The organism is Paenibacillus sp. BJ-4 (genome assembly GCF_020404765.1).
Taxonomy (GTDB): domain Bacteria; phylum Bacillota; class Bacilli; order Paenibacillales; family Paenibacillaceae; genus Paenibacillus.
In genome coordinates this window covers 25,832-52,160 of the sequence record NZ_JAIVEM010000052.1, presented here as the reverse complement: position 1 = coordinate 52,160, position 26,329 = coordinate 25,832, and the positions used below count along the sequence as shown (strand labels likewise).

The 26,329-nt window shown below is 48.0% G+C and carries 21 protein-coding genes; 2 read left to right on the top strand and 19 right to left on the bottom strand.

Annotated features, from left to right (window positions below; translation table 11 throughout):
- Window positions 1–9: 9 nt before the first annotated feature.
- The 6 genes from rhaB to LCF57_RS10075 form a co-directional block, all read right to left on the bottom strand.
- On the bottom strand, window positions 10–1,485 hold the full coding sequence (gene rhaB, locus LCF57_RS10100) for a rhamnulokinase (RefSeq protein ID WP_226000570.1): 1,476 nt from the start codon (window positions 1,483–1,485) through the stop codon (window positions 10–12).
- Window positions 1,482–2,702, bottom strand: coding sequence for an L-rhamnose isomerase (rhaI, locus tag LCF57_RS10095; protein ID WP_226000569.1), 1,221 nt, complete (start codon window positions 2,700–2,702; stop codon window positions 1,482–1,484). The genes rhaB and rhaI overlap by 4 nt, the downstream gene beginning before the upstream one ends.
- A 439-nt stretch (window positions 2,703–3,141) precedes the next feature.
- Complete coding sequence (locus LCF57_RS10090; protein ID WP_226000568.1) at window positions 3,142–5,211, bottom strand: bifunctional aldolase/short-chain dehydrogenase; 2,070 nt, start codon at window positions 5,209–5,211, stop codon at window positions 3,142–3,144.
- 312 nt (window positions 5,212–5,523) lie between these two features.
- Complete coding sequence (locus LCF57_RS10085; protein WP_226000567.1) at window positions 5,524–6,165, bottom strand: acetyltransferase; 642 nt, start codon at window positions 6,163–6,165, stop codon at window positions 5,524–5,526.
- Window positions 6,162–7,304 (bottom strand): DegT/DnrJ/EryC1/StrS family aminotransferase, encoded by a 1,143-nt coding sequence (locus LCF57_RS10080; RefSeq protein WP_226000566.1) that lies wholly within the window; start codon window positions 7,302–7,304, stop codon window positions 6,162–6,164. The genes LCF57_RS10085 and LCF57_RS10080 overlap by 4 nt, the downstream gene beginning before the upstream one ends.
- 42 nt (window positions 7,305–7,346) lie before the next feature.
- Window positions 7,347–8,210 carry a glycosyltransferase family 2 protein gene (locus tag LCF57_RS10075; protein ID WP_226000565.1) on the bottom strand — a complete coding sequence of 288 codons (864 nt, stop codon included), beginning with the start codon at window positions 8,208–8,210 and terminating at the stop codon, window positions 7,347–7,349.
- A gap of 239 nt (window positions 8,211–8,449) precedes the next feature.
- Here LCF57_RS10075 and LCF57_RS10070 point away from each other — a divergent pair, with 239 nt between their 5' ends.
- Window positions 8,450–9,979: a glycosyltransferase gene (locus LCF57_RS10070; RefSeq protein WP_226000564.1), complete on the top strand. Its 1,530-nt coding sequence runs from the start codon at window positions 8,450–8,452 to the stop codon at window positions 9,977–9,979.
- Window positions 9,980–10,108: 129 nt separating this feature from the next.
- On the opposite strand, the gene LCF57_RS10065 is transcribed toward LCF57_RS10070, so the two are convergent.
- From LCF57_RS10065 to LCF57_RS10050, 4 genes are all read right to left on the bottom strand, one after another.
- Entirely contained in the window at window positions 10,109–10,426 is a 318-nt protein-coding gene (locus LCF57_RS10065) for a hypothetical protein (RefSeq protein WP_226000563.1), read from the bottom strand.
- A 54-nt stretch (window positions 10,427–10,480) separates the two neighbouring features.
- Window positions 10,481–12,829 (bottom strand): hypothetical protein, encoded by a 2,349-nt coding sequence (locus LCF57_RS10060; protein WP_226000562.1) that lies wholly within the window; start codon window positions 12,827–12,829, stop codon window positions 10,481–10,483.
- A gap of 514 nt (window positions 12,830–13,343) precedes the next feature.
- On the bottom strand, window positions 13,344–13,697 hold the full coding sequence (locus LCF57_RS10055; RefSeq protein ID WP_226000561.1) for a hypothetical protein: 354 nt from the start codon (window positions 13,695–13,697) through the stop codon (window positions 13,344–13,346).
- A 258-nt stretch (window positions 13,698–13,955) separates the two neighbouring features.
- Window positions 13,956–14,684 carry a glycosyltransferase family 2 protein gene (locus tag LCF57_RS10050; RefSeq protein WP_179032329.1) on the bottom strand — a complete coding sequence of 243 codons (729 nt, stop codon included), beginning with the start codon at window positions 14,682–14,684 and terminating at the stop codon, window positions 13,956–13,958.
- Window positions 14,685–14,801: 117 nt separating this feature from the next.
- Between LCF57_RS10050 and LCF57_RS10045 the strand changes: the two genes are divergently transcribed.
- The gene (locus tag LCF57_RS10045) at window positions 14,802–15,632 is read left to right on the top strand and encodes a class I SAM-dependent methyltransferase (RefSeq protein WP_226000560.1); all 831 of its coding nucleotides are present in this window, start codon (window positions 14,802–14,804) and stop codon (window positions 15,630–15,632) included.
- A 78-nt stretch (window positions 15,633–15,710) separates the two neighbouring features.
- On the opposite strand, the gene LCF57_RS10040 is transcribed toward LCF57_RS10045, so the two are convergent.
- The 9 genes from LCF57_RS10040 to LCF57_RS10000 all read right to left on the bottom strand — a co-directional run bounded on the left by LCF57_RS10040 (window position 15,711) and on the right by LCF57_RS10000 (window position 26,316).
- A complete protein-coding gene (locus LCF57_RS10040; protein WP_226000559.1) occupies window positions 15,711–16,343 on the bottom strand; it encodes an RraA family protein in 633 nt (210 codons plus the stop codon).
- A gap of 19 nt (window positions 16,344–16,362) precedes the next feature.
- Window positions 16,363–17,241, bottom strand: coding sequence for an IucA/IucC family C-terminal-domain containing protein (locus LCF57_RS10035; RefSeq protein ID WP_226000558.1), 879 nt, complete (start codon window positions 17,239–17,241; stop codon window positions 16,363–16,365).
- Window positions 17,213–18,028, bottom strand: a complete 816-nt coding sequence (locus tag LCF57_RS10030) for an ABC transporter ATP-binding protein (RefSeq protein ID WP_226000557.1) — start codon at window positions 18,026–18,028, stop codon at window positions 17,213–17,215. The genes LCF57_RS10035 and LCF57_RS10030 overlap by 29 nt, the downstream gene beginning before the upstream one ends.
- A gap of 45 nt (window positions 18,029–18,073) precedes the next feature.
- A complete protein-coding gene (locus tag LCF57_RS10025) occupies window positions 18,074–19,165 on the bottom strand; it encodes a FecCD family ABC transporter permease (protein ID WP_226000556.1) in 1,092 nt (363 codons plus the stop codon).
- A gap of 2 nt (window positions 19,166–19,167) precedes the next feature.
- Window positions 19,168–20,166, bottom strand: a complete 999-nt coding sequence (locus tag LCF57_RS10020; protein ID WP_226000555.1) for a FecCD family ABC transporter permease — start codon at window positions 20,164–20,166, stop codon at window positions 19,168–19,170.
- Window positions 20,167–20,276: 110 nt separating this feature from the next.
- Window positions 20,277–21,254, bottom strand: a complete 978-nt coding sequence (locus LCF57_RS10015; protein WP_226000554.1) for an ABC transporter substrate-binding protein — start codon at window positions 21,252–21,254, stop codon at window positions 20,277–20,279.
- A gap of 97 nt (window positions 21,255–21,351) precedes the next feature.
- Entirely contained in the window at window positions 21,352–22,968 is a 1,617-nt protein-coding gene (locus LCF57_RS10010; RefSeq protein WP_226000553.1) for an AraC family transcriptional regulator, read from the bottom strand.
- Between the two features lie 106 nt (window positions 22,969–23,074).
- A complete protein-coding gene (locus LCF57_RS10005; RefSeq protein ID WP_226000552.1) occupies window positions 23,075–25,150 on the bottom strand; it encodes an IucA/IucC family protein in 2,076 nt (691 codons plus the stop codon).
- Window positions 25,147–26,316 carry a type III PLP-dependent enzyme gene (locus tag LCF57_RS10000; RefSeq protein ID WP_226000551.1) on the bottom strand — a complete coding sequence of 390 codons (1,170 nt, stop codon included), beginning with the start codon at window positions 26,314–26,316 and terminating at the stop codon, window positions 25,147–25,149. The genes LCF57_RS10005 and LCF57_RS10000 overlap by 4 nt, the downstream gene beginning before the upstream one ends.
- Window positions 26,317–26,329 lie beyond the last annotated feature (13 nt).

The following is a 26,329-nucleotide window of genomic DNA, read 5'->3' as shown; positions in this document are numbered from 1 at the left end:
TCCACATCTTTAATGTACAAAAAGTCTCGCCACCTGCCGGAATTGTCCGTAGGCATCCTCCCACGCCTCTGAATCGGCAGGTTCATAACCCTCGACGGTAATAGAATCCGCGATGACCCGGCGTGCTTCCCATATATCGGCGAACTTTCCCTGTGCCATCCATTGTACCGCAAGATTGCCGATTGCGCTCGCTTCTGCCGGTCCCGCCCACACAGGTTTTTGAATCGAATTGGCCGTCCACTGGCACAACAGCCGATTTTGAATGCCACCCCCAACCATATGCAGCCCGTTAAACCGTTGCCCTGATACACGCTCCGTGAGTTCCAAAACGTAACGGTACTTCAAGGCCAGACTTTCCAAAATACAGCGTGTGATCTCCCCCGGCGTCTCTGGCAAGGGCTGCCCAGTATTGCGGCAGTATTGGCGTATACGTGTTTTCATATCCCCGGCATGCAGAAACAGTTCATCATCCGGGTCATTCAAACAGTTGAACGCCGGAGCCTGCTCCGCCATATGAACCAATTCAGGAAAGGAATAGGAGCTTCCCTGCCGCTCCCACTCTCTGCGCACCTCCTGTAAAATCCACAGTCCCATAATGTTTTTCAGCAGCCTGTAGGTCCGCCCTACCCCGCCTTCGTTCGTAAAATTATATCGAAGCGTATCGTCGTTGATTACAGGCTGTGCGGTTTCCGTTCCCATCAGGGACCATGTTCCGCAGCTCAAGTACGCAAACGAGCGCTCCAGCGCAGGCACGGCAGCCACAGCTGATCCCGTATCGTGCTCCGCTACTGCAATCACAGGAATCGCTTCAATGCCCAGATCGGTCATGACTGATGAGCGGACGGTTCCCGCGACACTTCCCGGCTCCAGCATCTTTCCAAACCAGGAACGTGGAATGTCGATTCCAGCCAAAAGCTCATGATCCCATTCTTGCTGCAACGGATGATATAATTGCGTGCTGGTCGCATTAGAGAATTCGTTATACATTTCACCTGTCAGAAAATACCGCAGCAGATCAGGTATCATCAAGAAATGCTCTGCCTGCTCCAGCAAGGGTGAGCTCATCTTTCGCATTGCAGCCAATTGATATATGGTGTTAAACGTCAAAAACTGAATGCCTGTACGCTGAAAAATAAACTCCTTTCCCAGCCGTTCCTGTACTTCCTCCATCACCCCGTGAGTATGCCAATCGCGATAATGATAAGGGTTGCCAAGCAATTCTCCGGTTCCTCCGACCAGTCCAAAATCGACCGCCCAGGAGTCAATCCCCAGACTGGACGGATTCAGCCCCATATGCTTGGCTTTGAGCAATCCTAGCTGAACCTCGTGGTACAGACGCAACATATCCCAGTGCAGGCGTTCGCCAACCTTGACCGGATCATTCGAAAAGCGATGGATTTCCTCCACCTCTATACGTGAATCTGTCAATCGTCCGAGCAGGACCCTGCCGCTGCTTGCCCCCAAATCATAAGCGAGGATGCTCACCAGCTTGCACCACCCTTGCCTCTTTGCAAAATCTGCGTACCATAATCAGACGCCAAGTAGGCTTTCATTGGATCAGCAGGTAGCCCCTGCTCTTCACGTATCGCTTTGAGCAGCGGTGCCACATCAAACTCAAACGCTTTACGGACGGCATCCTCCGCACCCAGCACATCCTGGCGGTTTGCCGCCTCTTCCACCTCCGTATGATTAATCAGCAAGGCCTTCGCATATTGAGTCTGCACATTCAATACCGAGCGAATCATGGCCGGAATTTTGGGTTCGATATTGTGCGACTGGTCGATCAAATAAGCAATTTTATCCACGGTGTGGCGGATATCTGCATCCACATCCTGAGCCGCGTTCAAAATCTGATAAAAGATCAAAAATAGCTCATACGGATTGGCGGAGCCTACGATCAGATCATCATCCGCATATTTATAGCTGTTAAAATGGAAGCCGCCCAGTCGCTTTTCATCAATTAAAAAGGCAACAATATGCTCTACATTGGCTCCCGGCAGATGATGCCCTGTATCTACAAGCACCTGTGCCTGCGCCCCCAGCTTGGCCGCATAATTGTAAGCCATCCCCCAATCAGCAATATCCGTATGGTAAAAGGCCGGCTCGAACGCTTTGTATTCAATTAACATGCGCATATCAGGCGTAAGCGCCTTATACATTTCGCCGAGTGCCTCCAGCATCCAATTTTTCCGTTTGCGGATGTCCCCCTGGCCCGGATAATTTGTTCCATCTGCGAACCATAGGCTAAAATCGTTGGAGCCCGTCTCCTTCGCAATATCCACGCATTCCAGTAAATGGTTTGTGGCCTTGCGGCGGATTGCCGGGTCTACATTGGTGACACTGCCTAGCATGTAGTCCTCGTCTTGAAATAGGTTGGGATTCACTGCCCCAATCCGCAGACCGAGGCTTTCGGCATGATTGCGAAGCATGCCATAATTGTCCACCTTATCCCATGGGATATGAATGGCGACTGATGGACATAAGCCTGTAACTGCGTGGACCTGCGCAGCATCCTCCAACTTTTCAAACGGATCACGTGGTACGCCCGTTTTCTGAAAGACTTTAAAACGTGTACCTGAGTCACCGTAGCCCCAGGATGGCGTTTCTATGGTAAGCGCTTTCAGCTTTGTCTTTACCTGCTCCAGATCAATACCTCGTTGTTGCTGCTGTTCCTCGAATAAGGCATAGGCTTTGTCGCTCATCGTGGTTCCTCCTTGGAAAAATGAAGTGAGTTATGGGTGAGGCCGCTTCGCGTGCGGATTGTTCTTCCGATCGCTGTTATCTCCGGATTTTTTTATTGAACATATAAAGGTAAAAATCCGGAGATAAAGGCGAACGCTACGCTTCTTCAGAACAATTCCGCCCGCTCCGCTGCTAACCACCCATAAAGTCACTTTTATTTTAAAGTGTCAGTGTGTATATAAAGAATGCGAACACGCAAATAAGTCATATAACTTATTTGCGTGTTCTATTCATCTAAAAAGATCATGTAGTCTGAATTAGTGCGATGATAAGTTTGTTGTGATCCAAAGAAGCTCAACCATTCAGATTGATTTATCACTTTACTGAGCTTCATCTTACTCTCATACACAGCTCTTGTTTTTCTGGTGTATAGCTCTATGGACTACTGCTCCAGGCTTTCTACCTTGTAAAGGCTGCGGGAACGCCGCCGTCGATGGTCAGCATACAGCCTGTCGTTTTTTCCGCCTTGGATGAGGCGAAAAAGGCTATGCCCTCCGCGATATCCTGCGGATAGATGTTTACCAGCAAGGTTGTCCGCTTGCGGTAATGCTCCTCCAGCTGGTCTGGGTCAATTCCGTAGGCGGCAGCACGCTCGTTGCGCCAGTTGGAGTTCCAGATCGCCGAGCCTTGCAGAATAGCGTCCGGCAAAATCGTGTTCACACGAATGCCGTATTCGCCGCCTTCTGCGGCAATACAACGGGCCAGATGCGCCTCCAGTGCCTTGACCGAGCTGTAGGCCGTTACATTTTTACCCGCGTAGACCGAGTTTTTGGAGCCGACGAATACCATGCTGCCGCCAAGCGTCTGCTCCTTCATCAGCTTGAACGCTTCGCGCGCGACCAGAAAATAACCTGTTCCCAGCACGTTCACGTTTAAATTCCATTCCTTTAATGACGTTTCATCGAATGGACTGGAGGTGGCCAGGCCTGCATTGTTGACGATGATATCAACACCGCCATAGGTCAATGCAGTTTGTGCATAGGCGGCCTGGATTTGATCCTCCTGCGTCACATCCATTTTTACAGCTACGGCACGGTTTTCCCCGTAGCTGCTATTTATCTCTGCGGCAACCTTTTGTGCACCTTCCAGATTCAGGTCTGCCAACACGACATGCGCACCTTCCTCCACCAAGCGGCGTGCAGTTGCACTGCCGATTCCACCTGCTCCGCCCGTAATGAGCGAAATTTTGCGTGAAAATTCAGCTTCTGCCGGCGCGAGTGACAGCTTATAAAGCTCCAGAGGCCAGTACTCCACGTTATACGATTCGTTCTCACTAAGCGAAACAAACTCGCCTAACGCAGTTGCCCCCCGCATAACAGCGATAGCACGATGATACAAGGCACCGCTCACCTGCGCATTGCTCCAGCTTTTGCCTGTATTTATCATACCAACACCCGGAATCAAAATTACACGTGGCGCAGCCTCGAACCTAATGTCTCCCTTATGACAATTGCGTTCAAAATAGGCTTGGTATTGCTCCTTGTAGGCTGCTATGCCCTCCGCAAGCTTGATCTTCAAGCCCTCTATATCCTCCACATCCGGTGTCCATTCCACAAAAAGCGGCTTCATCTTGGTATGAACCAGATGATCCGGGCATGCTGCCCCGACCTGAGATAAAGCAGCAGCTTCCCGACCGTTCACAAACTCCAGCACATCCTCCGCATCATCAAAGGTGAGAATCATCTTTTTCTCATCACTGACCGCTCCCCGGACGGCTGGCATGACCTGGGAAGCAATGCTGCGGCGCTCCTTGGAAGTAAGCGCTTTATAATTTACGCCGCCAAACGGCTGTTTTCCCTCTTGACGTGCATTAATATAGCTTTCTGCTTCCTGAATGATTTCGATTGTCTTCGCATACGCTGCTTCGGACGTATCTCCCCACGTCACTAGGCCGTGCTTTTCCATCAATACCAACTCTGCTTGGGGATGATCCAGTACACCTTGGGCAATCATTTTCGACAGCTTAAAGCCAGGTCGGATATAAGGCACCCATACAAAACGGTCACCGAAAATTTCCTTTGCGATCTCCTTGCCATTATGCGCACAGCATAAGCTGATAATCGCATCCGGGTGTGTATGGTCCACATGTCTAAAAGGTAAAAAAGCGTGTAATAGCGTCTCAATCGAGGCACGAGGATGCTTGGCATCAATCATACAATTCGCCAAATACGCAACCATATCCTCGTCAGACATATCTTCACGCTCATACAAAGGACGGATATCCTCCATACGAAGCCCTGTGAAATTATGCGCTTTCATGGTCGCGAGATCAGAACCGCTGCCCTTGACATACATCACTTCGACTTCACGCCCGCGGAAATCCTGTATTGTTGTTTTGGCCGAAGTATTGCCGCCTCCCCAGTTGCACACACTCCTGTCCGTGCCGATGAGGTTAGAACGGTATACGAGCTGTTCCAGCGTGCTTTTTTGCTCAGCTGCTTGTGAAGAATTCCACAGACTTTGTACCATAGGAAAAAGACCTCCAAATTCCGTTTTAGTTTTGAAATGCTTTGTTACAGTGTTTGTTTTTGTTTATGGAGACTATAACACTTTTGTTTTAATTTGAAAATATGTAATACAAAAATAATCAAAAATAAATTTTAATTTTTAATAACCCGTAAGACGAATAAGCCCCTCTGTAAACGGCAACTGCCACACTGGGAGGAAAGCGCTTTAATAAATTTGGCGTCATAGGAGAGATAAGCTTTAAAATACAATAAGGCCGTGCCGGGATCGGGGGTATAAGAACCTTTTCCAGCACGGCCTTACTCATTTGACTAGCTACCCATCAGCTAATCGTTTTTTAATGACTGCAGGCACACCTGCAGCCATGGTAAATTCGGGTATATTGTCTTTGACAAAGGCTCCGCCACCAATCACTGACCAACAGCCGATGTGACGCTTCTCGCGTACCGAGGCCCCAATGCCAATATAGGCTCCATCATCTATGGTTACATTACCTGCCAGATTCACACCTGGGGATATAGTTACATAATCACCAATAACCGCATCATGACTGATACTGACACTCCGATTGATAATTACATGATTTCCAATCTTAATATTGCCCGACAGGACTGCCCCCTCAAAGATCATGCTCCCCTCTCCAATGACATTTCTTCGAGACAGGCGAACATGGGGGTGTATTAGCGGGGCTGATATACGAAATCCTGAGCGAATGGTAGCATAGGCAAATCGCTTCTTTAATGCCGGGTCACCCACTCCTGCGCATAGGAGCTCTACCTCTTGTTTTAACACTTCAATATCAGCCAACGTTCCCAATACAGGAACGCCATCTACAACCTGGCCTTTCGTCTCAGGCCGTTCGTCTAAAAAGCCTACCACCTGAACTCCCATATCTTCACATAACCAGTTAATCTCCCTGGCATGTCCGCCCGATCCCCAAATCACAATTTTTCTCATCTCGTTTTTTCTCTTCCTAAGCTTCCGAGAACTTTTACAATTCTTTGAACGATTTTCTCATCCAGCTCCTCCCATAAGGGCAAGCTGACAATATGTTTGGCAATATGCTCGGTAACATCAAGCGTAGAATGAGGATAGCTTTGGAACTGCTTCTGCTGATGGCATGCTGGAGAAAAGTAGGTTCTGGCTTCTATGGAATTTGAGGCTAATAATTCAACGACTTCTTGATTGCTGTGGGAGGCTGGACTAAGGATGGATATAAATTGGTGAACTACTGTGCCTTGCAGTTTTTGCATAGACCATCCATGTTCTAATAATCCTGTTTGATGCAGTTGTTGAAGATAATATTGGTAGATCGTTTTTCTATTCTCCTGTACAGCCTTGAAATGATCGAGAGTGGCTAAAGCGATAGCAGCGGTATACTCGGATATCTTACTGTTTAGACCTTGGATGACAGACTCCCTGCTGCTGGAGAAACCAAAATTTCCTGCCTGACGAATCCGCTTTATGAGATCCTGGTCCATACTATATACTAGGCCACCCTCTCCAATACCGAAGGATTTCGTGGCATGAAAGCTGTATACGACGGCTCCTCCGAAGCCTTTGCCAAAATGCGCGACTTCTTCCTCCGAAGTCATAGTGCCGAAACTGGCGGCGGCATCGATCACTACCGGAATACCTTGCTCCAGCAGCCTGTTATAAACGGATTTATCAATGGCTGAGCCGAAAGTGGCATAAGGGACAACTACCGCAATCTCATCCCCCAGCAGCTTGATTGTCTGCTCCAACTGCTCCCTGTTCATTTGCCAATTCTCAGGTTCAATGTCAAGGAAGTAGGGAATAAGCCCGCACCACTCGGCAGCAAGTGGGGTTGCAGCAAAAGTAAAGCTTGGCATAACCGCATATCTACCCTTTGGTCGCTTGCTTTGAGAAATCGCCAACATCAACCCGATGGTAGCGTTATGCACTGTGACTGCTGATCCGGTTCCATCAAACATTTGACTAATAACTCGCTCTTCAAAAAGTTTATTTAGGGGACCATAATTGGAGTAAATCCGGGTCTCTTCTATTTTTTCAAGATTGGAAAGTAATTTTTCTTTTTTTACTAAATTAGGTCGTAAGAAGGGAATATCAAACATGATCCAGCCTCCTTCGCACAAATGATGAGTAAAGCAGAATGTTTAGTCTAACGTTTTTAATATCATTTCAATTCGCTCGACATCTGCAACAAATTGTGGGCTACCCTTTATACGTTCATGGTAAGATCGAAGAGCAGTTTTAAACAAATCGTTAGTATCCAAAAATCCATCATCTCTTGAGGCAATCATAATATCCAACCATTCCGTGAACGCCTTTGGACCAAGTGTTTGATTATTTTGATTAGGATGTATTCGAAAATAGCTTAGCTCTTCCGGAATATAAACGGCTTTTCCTTTGGATAGTAAAGTCAACCAAGAAGCTAAATCATTAAGAAGAGAATACTGTCTCCCTTTATATATTCCAAATGGATTGACAAGATCTGTTCTTTTAAATAACACTGTTGTGGGTTCACCAATTACGTTTAGGCAACGACTTAACACAATGTTTCCCAACATTTTTCCGTCCATGATCCTTGTTTCTTCGTATAGCCTTTTCGTTGCATAGTTCGGTGGGATCAAAGCCCCTGATTCATTAATGGTTTGTCGATAAGAGGTAACCAGTGTGATGTTTTCGAAATTTTCAAAAAAATAGATCATTTTTTCTATTTTTTCTCTATGAAAAACGTCATCATCCATCAAGTAATTGATATATTCCCCAGATGCTAAGTCAAAACATTTGTGCCAATTTTCAAGAAAAAGATTCTTCTCATTTTTATAATATTGGATTTGGGGATACGAATCTAAAAAAGGATCAAGCATCTCTTGTACTTCAGGAGTTGTGCTGTCATCACAGATAATGATCTCGGTATTCGGGTAAGTTTGTTCCAATGCACTTTCGAGGGCGATTTTTAGTGTATGAGGACGGTTATATGCAGGTATAACTATACTTACTAATGGGTATTCCAAGTTCCTCCACCTTTCTTTTGCGCTTTTTCTTGAAGTACTAACGAAGGCCTCAAGATATACACCTAAAAAGTCTGATTTTTCGTTGATTTCACCTTGGGTAACCTTTTGCTCACATACACATACATATATATTACTGAAAAATAAAATGATGATTAAAAATGAAGCGGTTTAACAAAAACTCTCGTCTGCATCGACACCTCTGTCTCGTCGGTGTTCGAAACCCGTAAAGGAGAATGATCATGCCTCTGAATTTCACTCCACTATTGACAGCCCATATATTTGTATCCAAAAAGATTTTAAAGGAAGATGTAATAGAATTAATAGAGAAGTTGGAAGAAAATCACATTACAGTAACTTTGTATCAGCCTGATGATCCCATATTAGAAAACAACGTTCACAAACCGCGAGTCTACGTTTCATTGGGAGAAGAGTGGGGAGAATTTTCAGCACTAAAAGCGTTGCCTGGTCACGAAAAAAAACGCTGGTTGCACTTCCAATCACCAGACGAAATTCAACCTATGCATTTATTTTTCTGCTGGCTCAAGGCAACAGATCCTCTTCCGGAGAATAGAACGATTCCTCCAACACATTTTTCTTCAAACACACCTTTAATATCCGTCTTTACTGCCAGTTACAGGTCAAAGGAAAAAATTCAACGACCTTATCAATCTTTATTGAAGCAGACCTACAAGAACTGGGAATGGGTAATCGTGGATGATTCCGGTGATGAAGATGAGACATACAAAGAGTATTTACTCCCTTTAGAGGATCACCGTGTGCGGAGATATCGCCAGGATTCCCGCAATGGCTATATAGGGGCTATCAAAAGGTTTGCAGCAGGTCTATGTACAGGGGAAATTTTAGTAGAAGTCGATCATGATGATGAGCTAACACCTGACTGCCTGGAGAAAATCGTCAAAGCATTTCAACAAAACCCTGACTGTGGCTTTGTTTATGGGGATTGTGCTGAAGTGTATGCAGAGAGCAATCATGCACATTGGTATGGCTGGGATTGTGGCTTTGGTTACAGTGTTCATTATCGAGTCTGGCTGCATGAAATGAACAGATGGCAAAATGTACAAAAACATACGACCATTAATGGCAAAACCATTCGACATTTGGTCGGTTTACCCAATCATCCCCGTGCGTGGACGAGGGACTGTTACCATCTGATCGGAGGCCATCGCAATGAACTACTGGTAGCAGATGATTACGATATGCTGGTCCGGACGTTTCTTTGTACTAAATTTGTAAACATCCCCGATTTGATATATATCCAATATCGTAACGAACATGGAAATAACACTACATTTCTCAGAAATAAGCAGATTCAGGTTCTTGTAAGGGAACTATATAGATGCTATTTTCAAAGGATCCAAATGAGATTGAAAGAGCTCGATTTACCAGAGCTATTGCCTTATCGTCGTATATGGGAGACTTCTACGGATGATCCCGCCCGGAAATCTGCTCACGTTATTCAAGAAGATACCTCAAGATTCTCGATATTGTTCCCTATTCCCCATTCCTGTCCTGAAATAGAGCATACCCAATTAATTAAGACGCTCCAAAAGAGCATTGAAAACAACTTTAGGGAGATCGAAATTGTGGTTGTAGGTCGAATTCCATCAGAAATCGAAACCTATGCCTCCAAAGCTCCCAGGGGAGCCATACGATGGTGGCCAATGGAGCCAAATGATTCATTGGAAACTTGTATTCAATATGCAAAATTTGTTGCGTCCTGTAAAGAGAAAGTGGTTGTATTGCCCTAAATTACAACAAGCCTGATCAGAATATTAGCCAACAATTATTTTCTAATACCTTTGTCGAAGTCTCCTGGAATTATTTCCATGAAGCTTCGACAAAGGTTTTTTTGTTACAGCAGAACTGCAAACATGAACTTAAGACAAAAAAAGGACCCAAAAGTTATAAATAACTTTTGAGTCCTCTAAATATACCTTGACCTTAAGCTGGTCCTTGCTCGCCTTGAGGTCCCTGAGGTCCTTGCTCGCCTTGTACGCCTTGAGGTCCTTGGTCACCTTGAACTCCTTGAGGTCCTTGGTCGCCTTGAACACCCTGAGGTCCTTGATCGCCTTGGACTCCTTGAGGTCCTTGGTCGCCTTGAACTCCCTGAGGTCCTTGGTCACCTTGTACGCCTTGAACTCCCTGAGGTCCTTGATCGCCTTGTGGTCCTTGAACTCCTTGAGGGCCTGCAGCACCTTGTGGACCTAGAGGGCCTTGAGCACCTAGAGGGCCTTGAACACCTTGTGGACCTAGAGGGCCTTGAGCACCTTGTGGTCCTTGAACGCCCTGTGGTCCTTGAACGCCCTGTGGTCCTTGGTCACCTTGTACGCCTTGAACTCCCTGAGGTCCTTGATCGCCTTGGACTCCTTGAGGTCCTTGGTCGCCTTGAACTCCCTGAGGTCCTTGGTCACCTTGAACTCCTTGAGGTCCTTGGTCGCCTTGGACTCCTTGAGGCCCTTGGTCACCTTGAACTCCTTGAGGTCCTTGGTCGCCTTGAACACCCTGAGGTCCTTGGTCACCTTGAACTCCTTGAGGTCCTTGGTCGCCTTGTACTCCCTGAGGTCCTTGGTCACCTTGAACTCCTTGAGGTCCTTGGTCGCCTTGGACTCCTTGAGGTCCTTGGTCGCCTTGAACTCCCTGAGGTCCTTGGTCACCTTGAACTCCTTGAGGTCCTTGGTCGCCTTGGACTCCTTGAGGTCCTTGGACGCCTTGAACTCCCTGAGGTCCTTGATCGCCTTGGACTCCTTGAGGTCCTTGGTCGCCTTGAACTCCCTGAGGTCCTTGGTCACCTTGAACTCCTTGAGGTCCTTGTTCGCCTTGGACTCCTTGAGGTCCTTGGTCGCCTTGAACTCCCTGAGGTCCTTGATCGCCTTGTACGCCTTGAGGTCCTTGGTCGCCTTGGACTCCTTGAACTCCCTGAGGCCCTTGATCGCCTTGTACGCCTTGAGGTCCTTGGTCGCCTTGTGCTCCTTGGACTCCCTGAGGTCCTTGGTCACCTTGAACTCCTTGAGGTCCTTGGTCGCCTTGGACTCCTTGAGGTCCTTGATCGCCTTGGACTCCTTGAGGTCCTTGATCGCCTTGGACTCCTTGAACTCCCTGAGGTCCTTGGTCGCCTTGTACGCCTTGAGGTCCTTGGTCGCCTTGGACGCCTTGAGGTCCTTGGTCGCCTTGGACGCCTTGAACTCCCTGAGGTCCTTGATCGCCTTGGACTCCTTGAGGTCCTTGGTCGCCTTGAACACCCTGAGGCCCTTGGTCACCTTGAACACCTTGAGGTCCTTGGTCGCCTTGTACGCCCTGAGGTCCTTGATCACCTTGTACGCCTTGAACTCCTTGAGGTCCTTGGTCACCTTGAACTCCTTGAGGTCCTTGGTCGCCTTGTACGCCCTGAGGTCCTTGGTCGCCTTGAGGTCCTTGGTCGCCTTGGACTCCTTGAGGTCCTTGGTCGCCTTGAACACCCTGAGGCCCTTGGTCACCTTGAACTCCCTGAGGTCCTTGATCGCCTTGGACTCCTTGAGGTCCTTGGTCGCCTTGGACTCCTTGAGGTCCTTGGTCGCCTTGAGGTCCTTGATCGCCTTGTACGCCTTGAACACCCTGAGGTCCTTGGTCGCCTTGGACTCCTTGAGGTCCTTGGTCGCCTTGGGCTCCTTGAGGTCCTTGGTCGCCTTGAACACCCTGAGGTCCTTGGTCACCTTGAACTCCTTGAGGTCCTTGGTCGCCTTGTGCTCCTTGGACTCCCTGAGGTCCTTGGTCACCTTGAACTCCTTGCGGTCCTTGGTCACCTTGAACTCCCTGAGGTCCTTGGTCTCCCTGAACACCCTGAGGTCCTTGGTCACCTTGTACGCCCTGAGGCCCTTGGTCTCCCTGAACACCCTGAGGTCCTTGGTCACCTTGTACGCCTTGAGGTCCTTGGTCACCTTGAACACCCTGAGGTCCTTGGTCGCCTTGAACTCCTTGCGGTCCTTGGTCGCCTTGGACGCCCTGAGGTCCTTGGTCACCTTGAACTCCCTGAGGTCCTTGGTCGCCTTGAACTCCTTGAGGTCCTTGATCACCTTGAACTCCCTGAGGTCCTTGGTCGCCTTGGACGCCCTGAACTCCCTGAGGTCCTTGGTCGCCCTGGGCTCCTTGGACTCCTTGAGGTCCTTGGTCACCTTGTACGCCTTGAACTCCCTGAGGTCCTTGGTCACCTTGTACGCCTTGAACACCCTGAGGTCCTTGGTCACCTTGGGCTCCTTGAACGCCTTGAGGTCCTTGGTCGCCTTGTGTGCCTTGAACGCCTTGAGGTCCTTGGTCTCCTTGTACACCTTGAACTCCTTGAGGTCCTTGAGCACCTTGTACGCCTTGAACACCTTGAGGTCCTTGGTCGCCTTGGGCTCCTTGAACACCTTGAGGTCCTTGGTCGCCTTGCGGTCCTTGGACACCTTGCGGTCCTTGAACACCTTGCGGTCCTTGAACACCTTGCGATCCTTGAACGCCTTGCGGTCCTTGAACGCCTTGCGGCCCTTGAACGCCTTGCGGTCCTTGAACGCCTTGCGATCCTTGAACGCCTTGCGATCCTTGAACGCCTTGCGGTCCTTGAACGCCTTGCGGTCCTTGAACACCTTGAGGTCCTTGGACGCCTTGATCGGTTCCTAAAAGTTCATCAGATACTAACCGATGCGCAGGTACTAATTGCCCCAATGCATCTTTACCCCAAACAGAAATTTGAGTTTCATCCTCTGCTGGCCCGCTTGTGGTAAACACGAATTCAAATGCGTCGAAACCTGCAAAGAAATTCCTAGTTAAAACCACATTGGGCCCCACTGCCACTAGTTGTTGTACATATAATGTTCTGCTGCCGTTTAAAATAAAACCCTCAATTAAAACAGTAGAAGAATTTACAGAATCTCGGTTATCTATTTTTATAGTGACCAGTTGGGTGGGTCTGACTCCGTTAACAGGATCGTTTGCAATGGGTCCAGTTGATAATACTGCCATTTAGGTACTCCCTCCTCTCTAGTAAAAAGCAAGCTTTTTTTGTGAACAATGAGATCTTTCTCAAGACCCTGTTCCCTCTATTTTATGTCTCAACCATTTGCTGCGATTGTGGTTCTATCTCTATACATACGTTGAGTTTTAAGACCCTAGTTGCTCATCCGCAACAATACGCTGAACATCAATGATTGTACCGCTCGCGTTTTTTCCCCAAACTGAAATATCAGTACTTTCTTCTGCTAAACCGCTTGTGGTAAAAACGAATTCATATGCGTCGAAGTTCGCTAGATAATTTCTCGTAACAACTGCATTGGGGGCTAAAGCTATTTGTTCTAGTACATATAATGTTCGTAAACCATTTAAAATGTAGCCTTGAATTAAAACAATTGAAGAATTGACTAAATCGCGGTTAATTATTTTAACGGTAACCTGCTGGATAGGCCTGATCCCACTAACAGGACTATTCTCAATAGGTCCAGTTGATAATACAGCCATTAAGTTCATCTCTCCTTTTCTATTTATTAACTACAAATCCATATTTATATAAAAATACTATATATATCGAACTGAAAAATATAATTGGGTTTAAATCCACTATATTATTTTACAGTTCAATCTATATAGAACAGAATAGGGATTATGCAGCTCTATGTATCATATTAATAATTTGTTGCATATGATTGTTTGTTTGCCTATTAAAAATAAAAAGGATAAAGGCCCCCTGAGAAAAAAGGTACCTTTATCCTTGTAGATCTACAACACTCTAACAGATTTATTTTTTAATTCCTCGAATTGTTCCAACCTTTGTTTCTCATCCCATAAATAATGAAATCCCCATCTATTTGCTTTGTCCCCTTCGCGTAGCCCTTGTTTTAAAGCCGGGAAACGTGAATTTATATAGTCAAAACCTAAGTATTTATAATGTAGCAATAAAACATCATTATTGGATGGCTTTACAACGTCCCCTGTAGGTGAAGCAGTATGCCTGCCAGGACTGAAATTTATTTCTTGAATCGCATTTGGATTAAATATTTGAGGCTTATCGTACGTTTGACTTCTTACACCGTTCCTTACCGTCTCATGTAATGGTTGATCGCTACTCGGGAAAAAATCGGAAACCATCTCATAACCATCAGGGACAATCAATGTTATTCCTTTAGAGGTGCATTCTTGCAGATATGTTCTAAGGTTAGGGTGATAGAAATGTTCATCTGCGTCACAGACAATAACCCAGTCTGCCTTTCCTCTGCTTCCTTTCCAAAATTGATTGAATTTATCTTGTGCTGATTTCACGAGAGAATTACCTTCTATTTCGAATCTATCTATAACAACTTTGGGATTTTCCCTTAACATGGATACAGAATTATCAGTTGAGCCATTATCGAAAATATAGTATTGATCCGCTATATTATCATAGTGCTTAAAAAAAAACGGGAGCATTTTTTCTTCATTCCAGCATAAAGCATATACATGTATTATCACGTGCTCTTCCCCTTTCAAACTCAAAGCTTATGGACCAACTTGCTTGATAATATATGCAGCTTATATTTGTGGGGTTCAAGTCGTGGATGACGAACTTTTGGGTGAGGTGTACTATGTTTGAAAAAAGATGAGCAAGAAATTCTGGCTTATTACGATGGCGGCGCGGAAATAGGCAGACTGGAACGGGGAATCGGAAAAATAGAGCTGGAACGATCGAAGGAAATCATTTCGCGTTATGTCAGCCGTTCGTCTCAAGTCATTTATGATATTGGTGGCGGTGTAGGGGTTTACTCCTTTTGGCTGGCGGAATTAGGGCATGAGGTTCATTTGTTTGATCTGTCTCCCCAAGCCATTGAATTCGCTCGTCAGCAACAACAAAACAAACCCATAATCAGCAAGCTCGAAACCGCAGATGCCAGGAATGTGGACCGTGAAGATGAAAGCGCAGACATCGTTCTATTAATGGGCCCTTTATATCATTTAACAGAGCAGCATGAACGAATAAAAGCACTGCAAGAGGCGGCACGTGTCTTAAAAAAGGGGGGAACGCTGATCACTTCAGCTATATCCAGGTTTGGCTCACTGCTTTGGGGATTATCTGTATACGGTGAACAGAATACAATTGTCGAAGAAGACATATTCATGGACATGGTTAGACAGGAGCTGACGAATGGCCAGCATGTGCGTCCTTCCGCGTATCCCTCTTTTATCGCTCGCTCCTACTTTCATACACCCGCTGCCTTGCGTGCCGACTGGCAAGCGGCCGGATTACAGGAGCCTCGTATTTTCGGAGTAGAGGGACCTGTCTGGATTGCCCCCGGTGTTAAAGAAAAGTGGACGGTCCCTGACCATCGCAGACGTTTGTTAGCTATAGCACGGCAGGTGGAAGAGCAGGAATCCATCATCGGTATGAGCCCGCATATGCTTGCGGTTGGTACCAAATCGTGAATGGTATGCCTTTATGTGAATGGTAGCTTTTACGTGAATATTATGTGTCTTTACATGAACACAGCAAGGGTAGAATGTTTACCTGTTCAGCCGTGCGTTCAAAAGCTGATCGTATCCGTACTGCTGGCGGGTAAGCTCCTCCTTGCGCTGTTTTTCCACTGCTTTTACCCCCAGTTCCCATGCTGTCTCCGGCTTCATCACAAATACTCCGTCATCATCACCCAAAATAAGATCACCCGGATGCACGCTGACCCCAAACAGGCTTATCGGCATATTCACCTCCCCTTCCAGTTCCAGTGTGCGTGTAGTCAAAGCGCTAATCCCTTTTGAAAAGACGGGAAATTGCAGTTGGTTCAGCACGCTAACATCCGTGACACAGCCGGAAACAATCACCCCCGCCAGCTGCTTTTTCAGCGCTACATAGGCTCTGAATTCCCCCCAGCAGGCTCTGGCATCGTCTCCAGACATATCGACGACAAGCACATCACCCGCTTGTGCCAATTCCAGTGCATGGCGTATCGCAGTGGAATCCAGATGGGGAAGCCTCACCGTAACTGCATTCCCCAACAAACGAATAGGACGAAACAGTGGTTGTGCTCCCTGCATACATCCAAAATCCGTAAAATGTCCTATCGTGGAAGCACTAATATGCTGATAAAGCTCCAGCAGTTCCTTCATTACACCCTCAACACGAGGTTGAATCCGAAACATGTATACCAGCTCCTTCTACTTAACTCGTACCATGTATTTTGGGACAGGTAGGGCAATAGCCGCCCTTGTCCTTCATCTGATAAAAATAACAGCAGGTTTTGCGCACACGTACTGCTTGCACCGTATCCATAGATGCGGTGGATACTGAGGTCATCGGGGTACGCTGTGTACGAGCAGAGTCCGCATACCGAGCCAGCGGGTTGTGTCGTTCACCAAACAAATGAGCCGGTGCTTCACAGATCAAGTATTTAAAATCCTCTTCTATCCGCAACAGCTCCCCGCCACTCACCTCCTGCCGGATGCGGTTCTCATACAGCGCATAGACATAGATGGCGGTGTTTTCCCATAATACCGTTCTCGGAATGGAAGCAACAGCAGAAACCGAGTGCCAAATCGGGGCCAAATGCTCTGCAAATACCTGCCCGATGACGTAATCACGCCAAGCATGACGCTGTTGCTGATGCTGGGCTGTATCACCGTTGTCCCTGTCCCCATGTTCCGTTTCACCGCCATATTCCGTACCATATTCTGTAACTCGCAGTCTGCTCAAATGCAGCCTCGGAAGCCATGTATCCTTGACAAAATCAGAGCGAATTGCACAATCGGCAATCCCAAGCTCCAGTGTCTTGTTATACACAGACATCGCATACAGAGCCGGGGATACGATCAAAAAACCGTATCGTTTTGCCAAGGCAGAGGCCGTTACCTTACGTGAAGAAAAATCATGCAGTTCTGACAGACGATCCAGATACAGGGTACATGAAGATGCATCCAGCAAATCGGCAGCGCGTAGATCGTATCGGCCCATTGGTGCTTGTACATCGCTGCTTATTCGCAGTTTTTCCGTGAGATACGACCACTCCGTAGGCTCAAACGAGGACCTTTTGCCGTACGGCATCCATCTTCCTCCCCTTTCCATGAGGAATAAACATCGGTGTTCCGTACAACGGATCAGCAATAACTTGACAGCGCAGCTGGAATACGGCTTCCACCGTCTCAGAGGTCATGATTTCTTCCGGCTTTCCCTGCGCATAAATCCGCTTATCGTGTACTGCAACCATATGGTGCGCATAACGACAAGCCAAATTCAGATCATGCAGCACCATGACAATGGTCCGTCCTTCGCGTTCATTTAGGTCAAACAGCAGGTCCAGAATCTCAATTTGATGTGTCATGTCCAAATAAGTCGTCGGTTCATCCAGTAAAATCATGTCCGTCCCCTGCGCCAAAGTCATGGAAATCCACGCACGCTGGCGCTGTCCACCCGATAACGAATCCACTGGTCGGTCTGCAAAAGCCTCTAATTGCGTCGCTCGCAGTGCATTTTGCACCTGTGTCTCATCCTCTGCCGACCACTGCTTGAGCCAGCTTTGGTGCGGATATCTGCCCTGCTTGACCAACTGATATACCGTTAGTCCTTCCGGTGCTGAGGGTCCCTGTGGCAAAATGGACAGCCTTTTGGCAATTTGCTTGGAGGGGAGCTGGGCAATCGACTGCCCATCCAGCAGCACCGCCCCCGCCGCAGGCTTTAACAGCCGTGCCATGGCACGTAAAATCGTCGATTTTCCACAGCCATTACTGCCTACCAGTACCGTAATCTTTCCCTCCGGAATTTGCAGGTCCAGCTCTTGAATAATCGGGTCTGTCCCATAGTTAATCTGCAGGTCTTTCATCTCTAAACCCATGCAGCTTCCCTCCCATTTCATAAAGTCATCTATTTCAGTCCGCCCTTAATGCCGATTCCGTCGCTGAAGCAGTAAATACAGAAAAAACGGTGCCCCTACTCCTGCTGTAAAAATGCCTGCGGGAATATCAATGGGATAAAAGGCCGTGCGGGCCAGCAAATCAGCGAGATATACCAGCAATCCCCCTACCAGTGCTGACACCAGCGTCAGCCCTCCGATAGAGCGGCCTACCAATCGACGTGCAATATGGGGTGCGATTAATCCAACAAAACCAATCGCTCCCGCGACTGCTACCGCAGTTCCGACGAGAATCACACTGAGCAGTAGCAGCAGCACACGGTGCCGCTGCACCTCTACACCCAGTCCGGTAGCCACATCGTCCCCCAGCTCCTGTGTATTGAGACTACGCGTAAAATAGAGAACGAGAGGTGTACAGACCCCAATAGAAATCAACATCGTATATACGTTGCTCCACGACGCTCCATACACGCTGCCCGTCAGCCAAATATAAGCCTTGCCGGCTGTAAAGGAAGAGCTCATGACCAACATCAGCGTCGTAACCGAACTCATGGCAGAAGCCAAACCAATTCCCACCAACACCAATCGGATGGGCGTTACACCATCCTTCCAGGCCAGCATATACACCAGCAGTGATACGACCAGTGCACCAGCGACAGCCGCCACAGGCAGCCATTGAAAGCTCAAAACAGCTCCTCCATAAGCAATGAACGTAACCGCTGCTACAGATGCCCCGCCTGTAATGCCGAGGATATCCGGGGATGCCAGCGGATTGCGAATAATACCCTGAAGCACCGCTCCCGCGATGCCCAAAGCCGCGCCAACCAGCACCCCTGTAACCGCTCGTGGGAACCGCAGCCTGTATAAAATAAAGTCATGTTCACCTGAGCTGCGTCCCCATATTGCTCGAAGAACTTCCCAAGGATGTACATAGGTATCCCCCCAGCCCACACTGATCACCCCCATGATCAGAAGCGCCAAGGCCAATCCACCCATCATCCATAACGCTTTCTTTTCCAACTGGATATGAAATTGGCCGTTTCTGCTCCGCAGTGTCACATAACGCTTCATGTTCAACCTGCCTGTACTGACACCATGCTTCACGTTCACACGCTTCATTTTCACGCTCCCCCTTTACGAGCAATATAGATGAACAAGGGAACCCCGATCAAAGCTGTAATGACGCCAATCGGAATTTCCTGCGGTGAAATCAGCACTCTGGCGGCAGTATCAGCCGACACTAATAGCAAAGCACCTAATACCGCCGAAAAAGGGGTAATCCAGCGGTAATCCGCACCCACCAAAGCACGAGCCACATGCGGAATGACCAGACCGACAAAGCCAATCGCCCCCGCAATAGCAACAGAACATCCAGCTAGCACCACAACAATGAGACCCATCGCGCATTTTACCCATAACGTATTTTGCCCCAGGCCCTTCGCTACATCTTCCCCGGTCACGAGCAGATTCACCGCTCTACCCATAAACATCGCCGAGATCCCCGCCACCAGCATAAAAGGAAATAAAGGCTGCAGCATCTCCAGCGAACGTCCGCTGACAGAGCCAGCCATCCAGAATAACACATTTTGCATCCCCGTTTCATTCATCACCAAAATAATCTGGATCATGGACATAAACAAGGCGTGAATGGCAGAGCCGGACAATACAATCTTGATCGGCGTCAACCCATCCCTGCCTAATGATCCAATGATATACACCAATACAGCCGCCAGCCCTGCGCCGATCAAGGCAAAGCCCATCAGAGCCATCATGGACTCGACCGAAAACACAACCGCAGCAATAGAGACGAAGAACAAAGCCCCCGCATTGATACCGAACGTACTGGGCGAAGCCAACGGGTTGCGAGTAAGTGCCTGCATGAAGGCTCCAGCCATCGCCAAGCTCGCACCTGCAACAGCAGCAATGACTGTGCGCGGCAAACGTTCAGTATATATCAGCACATGCTCTACATTTTGAGCATCATAATGCAGTAGGGAAGATATCATAAATTCCGGGGGAATCAGCGTTCTGCCCATCAGCAGGCCAAGAGCTAAAGCTCCTATCAACAAAATCAGGCATACACCAAGTCCAATCCATTTTCTTACATTTGTCGTTAGCATCGTTGCATAGCCTCACTCTTCCAACAGCCTCGTACAACACAAAAGAAGGATGAGAGATAACCCCCCTCACCCCTCTGCTGTATTTCCGTCGTTCTTATTGTCATGTAGGTTTATGATTTCAGATCATAAATTTTATAAAGATCATCCAGCATCCGATTCGCACTCAGATAGCCTCCAGCCAAATTCCAGTTCACTTCGTCGACCTTAAAAATGCTATTTTTCTTGTATGCATCAAGGTTTTTCCATAAAGGATGGCGGGTCCAGGCTTCATAATTTTTTTCAATCGCGGCTTGATCCTTGCCGGAGTTAAACACAAATAAAGTATCTGCATTCATATCCGGTATGCTTTCCTTGCTGTTGACTTTGATTCCCCACTTATCCCCTTCTTGTGCAGGAGGGCGGGTAAAGCCCAGCTCCTTCAGAATTTTCCCGGCATAGCCCATATAATAAATACGTGCATGATCTGCGCGGAAATTAACAATGGAGGCCTTGATCGGCAGGCGGTCATCCATTTTCGTCCTGAAATCCGCTACGCGTCGATCCCAATCTGCCAGCAATTGTGTTCCTTTGTCCTCCTGATTCAACACTTGTCCGATCAGCTTTACGGTTTCCTTCCATTCATACACTTCATTAACGGCCACAGTAGGCGCAATTTCCGATAATTGCTGGTACGTCGCCTCGTTGCGGAAGCGGGTTGCAATGATGACATCCGGTTTGAGATTATAAATCTCCTCCAGATTCGGTTGTGTTTCCAATCCGACCGTAGGAATGCCTGCGAGATCCTTTTTTAAATAGTCATACACGGGCTCCGTTCCATGTGACTCTACAATCCCCACAGGCTTGATACCATAGGCGATCATAACATCGTTGGCTCCGTTATACAGCGTTACCACCCGCTTGGGTGTACCTTTAATTTCGGTTTTTCCCAAGACATGCTCAATGGTACGTACGGAGTCGGTTGAGGCAGTCCCCGGCGCTTCACCGGAATTCGCACTCGTACCCGCGCCTCCAGCACCGCAGCCTGATAAAAGCAGCAGTACAACCATGAGCGCAGCCCTTATACTCCCTTTGCTTGATGCTCGAAACATTTCTCTATTCCCCCTATTTAGATCGCCAATAATGATATTGATTCTCATTATTAATTATAAGGAGGGGTCTTATGATGACCATGGACGTTAGCGTCCTTTATTTGGACGAATCAGACAACAACAGTTCTAACGATTTGTCCAATAACAGATCGTGAGACAACGATGTATAGCATGTATACAGATGTCGGCTTTCACACATATGGTGTACAGCCCCGTTCCGTACCGCCTTCAGTTGTTGCCATTCGGGAGAGCGCCATAGAGCCAGACACTCTTGCTGAATCGTTTGTTCTTCACAGGCGTTTCCATAATGGCGATAACACGTCAGCAGGATGCGGTCTGCATCAAATTCATTCAGCTCGTTCACCGCGACCTCACGGTAATGGGCAATATTCTCCACGCCCGCAGGCATCGCCAGCTTCAAATCTCCATACAAAACCGTTCCCACATTCCGCTGTCCATACACACACATTTTTTGATTGCCGATCCCAACGATCAGCACGCTCTCCCCACCGAGCTTTTGCCTGACCTTTCGGGAAATCCGTTCTGCTTTTGTTTCATATCGCTCCAACCATTCCAACGCTTCCGCATCCTTGCCGACAATACGGGCAATCGACTGAAAATGAGTGCGCCAGCTTTGGAAAAAGGGCACGGTGACGGTGGGCGCAATCTGCTCGTACATTTTTTCTTTTTTTGACTTTTCAAAATCCCTGAATTCACAGGTTAAAATCAGCTCAGGCCGGGCTGACATCAGCCTTTCCAGATCGGGCTGAACCTCTCCAACTGATATCGTATTGCAAAAGCCTTCGGTGACAGGGTAAGCCTTATTCATCACCGCTGCATACGGCTCTATGCCCAGTGCAACCAAATGTCCGGTTAACAGATGCTTAAGCGAAGCGATTTTATCTGTATATCGAATGGTGTTGACGTACGCTGAGGGGGAACGTCCAGTGGCTGCTTTAAATTTACGGCTAAAATAGAATTCATCGCTAAAGCCGGCACCATGAGCAATGGTACGAAAAGAATCACGCGTGAGCACCAGCGCTTGCTTCGCGTGATTAATACGGATGTCTGTCAAATATTCCATCGGACTTTTGCCGATCATTTTTTTGAACATACGCGAATAATAATCAGCACTCATTCCTGCCAGTTCTGCCAGCTTGTCACGCGTAATGTCGGAAGCATAATGCTGCTCCATGTAATGGAGCGTCAAGGTCACCGCCTGTTGCACGTCCGGCTTCTGATGACGGCTCACATGCTGAAACAATGACATCAGCATTTCCTGAAATAAAATATTGGCCTTCATTTGGTCCCATATACGATCACAATGATGCTTTTTCTCGATTTCCTCCACCCGATCCATTACAAATCGAAAGTGGGGAATGTTCCATTCATGTGGTCCGATGGCCTCTGCAGGTATGTAACAGTCCGACTCCCCGGACGGCTGTAATGCCAGAAAGCGGATGACGTAATAATCCGCCGGAGCGCCGGATAACATATGGAGCTTCATGACTGCGCCGGGGGCGAGCATAAAGCCCTTTTGACGGTAAAGAGGATGCGTCATTCCATCAATGACGATATCCCCTTCCCCTTCATTAAATAATAACAACGTATGAAAAGACGTTTCTTGCCGGGAGGAAGAGCGACCAGAGCATACATGCTGAATATCTTGCAGTTTATAAAGAAATGAAGAAAAAGATTGATCCTGCGTATTCATGGCTCCCAGCCTTTCTATATATTGATAATTGTTCTCGATTCTATGAGAACTCTTTTCATTATATATAGACTGAGTCGGATTTTGCAAAATGGAATTGCGCTCAAGCTTATAAAGGTTCTAAATTCTTGGAATGAGAAACATTCAAATGATGAAACGGGTTCTGTATGCGACTTTGACCCGACGGCATGCTGCCAGGTACGCCGGACTGCTCCAGCAAAGGCTTAACCAGTAGCTTGAGCGGCCACTCCGGATTTTCAAATACAATTTGTTTGATTTCCCGACGAACATCCGCTTTGAAGGGCACGCGGTGGATCGCGTTCTCCAATTGCTGCCTTAATACAAACCACAGGGACGGTTCGTCTATGCCGTACATATCAGAAAGTGTATCTATAATGGCGTACAGATTGACTTGAATACCCAGCGTTTGCAGGTAGAACAGCAATTTCTTCGGTGTTTCATTGTATAGGCTGTTGGAATAGCCGGGGCGGATTTGGTATTCAGGATCGGCAATCCCTTGCTCTGTCAGCCAGGGCAGATGCAGACGCACGGAGTCATGGTCGCGTAGCAAAATGTGTTCGATCTTTCCTTTTTTCCAAACCAGCACACAGTTTTGTCCATGGATCTCAGGCATGAGCCCGATGCGGTACAGACGCAGCATAATTTCAAAAAACGTCAGGCATACTTCACCGAACAGCTGTTGTACCGAAGCTGCCGTGTCAGGAAGTCCGCGCTCAGCAGCCCATTCCCGGAAAAAATAATGCTGGCTTGCAGCCAACGCAGACATGGGAATGAGGCGAACAGCAGGATCATGGATTAATTCGTGCGGATAAATCCGCGCCATCGCAGCCAAGTGCCGGGGTGGATCGTCATACAGGCTGCCATTTTTCGGCATATAAGCCCACCACGAGCCTTCATCGCATAAAAATAATCGCTCCTGAAGCTGCGGGTCCCGTGCTTTGGCTTGCTGCAATAAGGTTTGTCCGCGATCCCCGTTAATCAGCTTCACAGCAGGCAAATAACGGGATGCCCCCAGTGAAAATACACTCAAGGGCAGCTTCACATAATTCGGACCTCCATCCTTCGGAGACAAGGAGCGTACAGACGAGGTTGCCTGAAACGTTCCAGCCTTTACATCCAGCGGAATCCACACGTTGTCTGCCTGCTCAGCATGCAGTTGTTGGGGCAGCATATGCGTGAGCTGCCATGGATGAACGGGTATCGCGATATAGTCGACAGTTAGCCCGCGTTCCTGCATCTCCTGCTCTACGAGCTGACGTTCAGAGCTGGACAGAAGAAGGTCGGCGGGCTGCTGTCCAGCGTATGGAAGTTGCATGTCCGGTTTAGCTTCGGCTGCGTTTGCTTCTGCTTTGGTGTCCGCAAAATGAGGCCCTTGTTTGATGCCCACTCCGGTCATTATCGCGTCCTTGCGAAGTGCTACCCAGCTTAGCGTGATATCCTGTCCAAATTCAGCGATATATTTTCGATAGTCCTGCTCGTTCAAGCCTGTTTTAGCCTTGGATACAGGGTGAAAAGGGCGATCACGCAACGAGGAATGCTGTTCCAGGCGTTGAAAAGCCGCTGTAGGCGATATTCCCAGTATATTGTCATCCTCCAATCCACTATCCAGCGACCATGCGGTTTGCTGGATCGTCTGCTCCAGAAGCTGGACAAACCGCCCTACTCCTTCCTGGCGACGATATTCCTCGTCCAGACATTCCTCAATTATGCGCTGCATCAGCGCCACCGGGTGAAGCCTTGTGGCATGGAGTTCTTCTCCCTCTGGCTGCCGTCGAATTTCGTACACTCCACCTGAACGCAGGTAGCGATAGGGCTGAATCGCCGCAGCCTGTACTGGGAATAGGATACTGTGCTGCTGCTCTCGATCCACCCACCAGCGGTAAATGCTAATCGGACCGCCATTTGCAGCCGTATCCCCATTGGGGTCAGCAGCTTCATGATCCTTAAAAGAAAACAAGTCGCCTAATTCAGGCTGAACGCTAGTATAGTAGCTCTGCCATTGCGGGATAGACAACAACTCAACGTCAGCATGCTCCCAAAACCCTTCCGCTAGCAGTGTATTCATCAGATCCTGCATAACATGGCTTTCAGCCCGTTTTTGCCTTTGCAGACGCATTGTTTCTTCGGATAAAAGCACCGGGGTCGTGCTTAATGTGGACTTCATACGGATTCATTCCTCCTTGGGTTACGGCTGCACATCGTTTTTGTATCTTCCGTGGTCGTTGCCCTATCTATATAGTAGAAATGCGGATGGGGATGGCTGAGGAAATCATGATGCGAAATCGTCCAGCCGTAGGCCCCCGCAATGTGGAACAGCAGAACATCCCAAATTCGCAAATGCTCTACGTAGACCTCGTGTGCAAGCACATCCTTGGGTGTACACAGTTCTCCTGCAATGGTCACCGCTGTTTGTCGCCGCTCTGTTCGCGGGAAAGGATACGGCCAATCGTCAACAGCAATCACCTCAAAAGGCTGATTATGCTGCCACGATACCGGCAAACGAAAGTGGTGGGTTCCCCCACGAATAATGGCGTAATGCTGATCATGATTTGTTTTGAGGTCGATGACTTCAGCCGCATAATATCCGCAGTGCGCCACGATGTAGCGCCCGGATTCAAAAATCAGCTGGATGCCGGGAATACGATAGTCCTTCCACACTTGCTGCAATTCCTCCATAAAATCATTCCATTCGAATCTGCGCTCCAGATCGGTATACGAAATGCCAAAGCCGCCGCCTGCATTCAGATAGCGGATGGACAGGGAGTGCTCCTGAATCCAGCCCTGTACGCATTGCAAATACGTAGCAACCATGCGTGCGTGTAGCCTGGCATCCAAGTTGTTGGAGAGGGAATGCATATGAAAGCCCTCTAGCTGCACAAACGGCAGGCTCTGGACAAGTCGGATCGCTTCCGGTACCTGAATTTCGTCAATGCCAAATTGAGTGGGTCGACCGGACATTGTAATGCTCGCCTCTGGCAAAGTACGCCGCAAATTAACACGCAGCAAAATTGATACGTGCTGTTGTCTGCGTTCTGCAATCCAGCCGATACGCTGCAATTCATGTAGACTTTCGGCATGAATCAGCATCACATTCCGCTCCAGCGCTTCCTCAATTTCAGCATCCTTCTTGCCCGGACCGCCAAATATAATCGGCACGTCAGCTGACACTTCACGAATAATACGAATTTCTCCAATCGATGCCGCTTCAAAGCCTTTTACGATGGGAAGCAGACTGGCGATCAATTGAGGATCGGGATTGGCTTTGACCGCGTAAAACAAACTGCATTCGTCGGGCAAGCTGTTCGCACAACGATGCGCCCGCTCTCTCAATGCGTCCAGGTTA